Annotated in this window: 2 protein-coding genes; both read right to left on the bottom strand. The window is 61.4% G+C overall.

Annotated features, from left to right (window positions below):
* Positions 1 to 97: 97 nt before the first annotated feature.
* A complete protein-coding gene (locus B3F77_RS07935) occupies positions 98 to 1126 on the bottom strand; it encodes a LacI family DNA-binding transcriptional regulator (RefSeq protein WP_293604436.1) in 1029 nt (342 codons plus the stop codon).
* Positions 1123 to 1761 (bottom strand): SDR family NAD(P)-dependent oxidoreductase (locus B3F77_RS07940; RefSeq protein ID WP_293604437.1); only part of this gene is annotated, 639 nt, incomplete at its 5' end. The genes B3F77_RS07935 and B3F77_RS07940, both read right to left, overlap by 4 nt.

A 1761-nucleotide genomic window follows, 5' to 3' on the forward strand; every position in this document is an offset into this window, starting at 1 on the left:
CTGTGCGCTGTTATCAAAATGATGATGTGACGCATGCCCAGCCCTCAATTGCCTGGACCTGCTGAATATTTCAGCAGGCAACAAACAGGTGCGATCATCACTTCGGACTTGCACCGGGCGCTGGCCGTACCGACTGGCGCTCCACCACGCGGCAGGGGATGACAACCTTGCGCGGACGAACTTCGCCCTGCATCTGGTCATGCAAAAGATCCACCACGGCATCGACCATGTCCTCGACGCTTTGCACCACGGTGGTGAGCTGATACGAGCCCCAGGCCGCTTGCGGCACGTCGTCAAAGCCCATCACGCTCACGTCCTGCGGTATACGCAGGCCCAACTCGATGCGAAGTACATCCATGGCGGCAATCGCCATATGATCGTTGGCGACGAAGACTGCGTCGGGCCGATCGACGCCAGCAAAGAGCGCGCGCGTCGCCTGCTGCGCGCCTTCAAAGCTGTAGTGGCCCACGGCGCGGCTGAAGACCGAGCCGCCACCTTCGCGCAGCGCTTCGTTGAAGCCCTTTTCGCGCTCCACGCTGGTTGACGAGTTCTCCAGCCCGGCGAGGAAGGCGACCTTTCGATGCCCGCGCTCCAGCAGCAGCTCGGCCACCATTCGGCCGCCGCGATAGTTGTCGGAAGTCACCGAGCTCGTGGTGTGTCGCGCCAGCGCGCTGGTGTCCGCCACACGGTTGAACAGCACGACCGGCACGCCAGAGTCGGCGCAGTTTTTGGCGAGGTCGGATGACAGCATGGTGGACGCCATCACAATGCCATCAACTTGGTACTGTAGGATTTCGGCAAGTACGCCATCGGCTTCGTTCAGATCGCTGATGAACAACAACACGTGGTAGCCCTGTTTCTGCAGCTTCTGCGAGAGCCTCTCGATCACCAGGGGATAGAACTGGTTCTCAAGGTAGCTCATGACCAGCGCGATGATTCGGCTACGCCGCGTGATGAGGCTGCGCGCCAGCGCGTTGGGCCGATAGCCCAAGGCCTTGGCAGCGGCCAGTACCTTGCTGCGCGTTTCTTCCGACACGCTCGCGCCTGGGGTGAAGGTGCGGCTCACGGCGGACTGCGATACCTGCGCAAGGCCCGCCACTTCCTGGGCTGTGGTGCTGGACTTCATGCCGCCGTCCACCCACCGTCAAGCATGAGCGCGCTTCCTGTCACAAGGCTTGACGCATCGCTGGCCAGAAACACGATCGCGCCCATGATCTCCTCGATCTTCCCGATCCTGCCGAGTGCGATCCTGTCGGTGACCCATTCGCGAAACGCGATGTCTTCGAACATCTTTGCGGTCATCGCGGTTTCAATAAAGGTCGGGCAGACCGTATTCACGCGGATGTTGGCGTGCCCGAGTTCCCATGCAAGCGCCTTGCTCATGCCTTCGATGGCGTGCTTACTCGCGCAGTACAGTGTGCGGCGCGGGCTGCCCACCCAGCCCATCTGCGACGACACATTGATCACCGAGCCCGGCAGGCCAGCCGCCAGCAGCTCCTTGACCACCACGCGAGTCACGTAGAACGCGGCCTTTACATTGAGATCCAGCACCGCGTCAATATCCTCATCGTTGAGTTGAACTAGCTCCTTCGGGCGATTCATGCCAGCGTTGTTCACGAGGATATGGAACGGCCCGCGCTGCGCGAGCTGCTCGGTGACCGCACGCGAGTCAACCACGTCGAGTACCAAGTAGTCACACTGACCTCCTGCCTCGGTGATTTCACGGCATACTTCGCGCAGTTCGGACTCGGAGCGGGCGAC

This window comes from Polaromonas sp. UBA4122 (genome assembly GCA_002381615.1).
In the GTDB taxonomy this organism is placed as follows: Bacteria; Pseudomonadota; Gammaproteobacteria; order Burkholderiales; family Burkholderiaceae_C; genus Polaromonas.

Coding starts and splice junctions, on each gene's coding strand:
- B3F77_RS07935 (WP_293604436.1), bottom strand. CDS start 1,126: ATGAAGTCCAGCACCACAGCCCAGGAAGTGGCGGGCCTTGCGCAGGTA.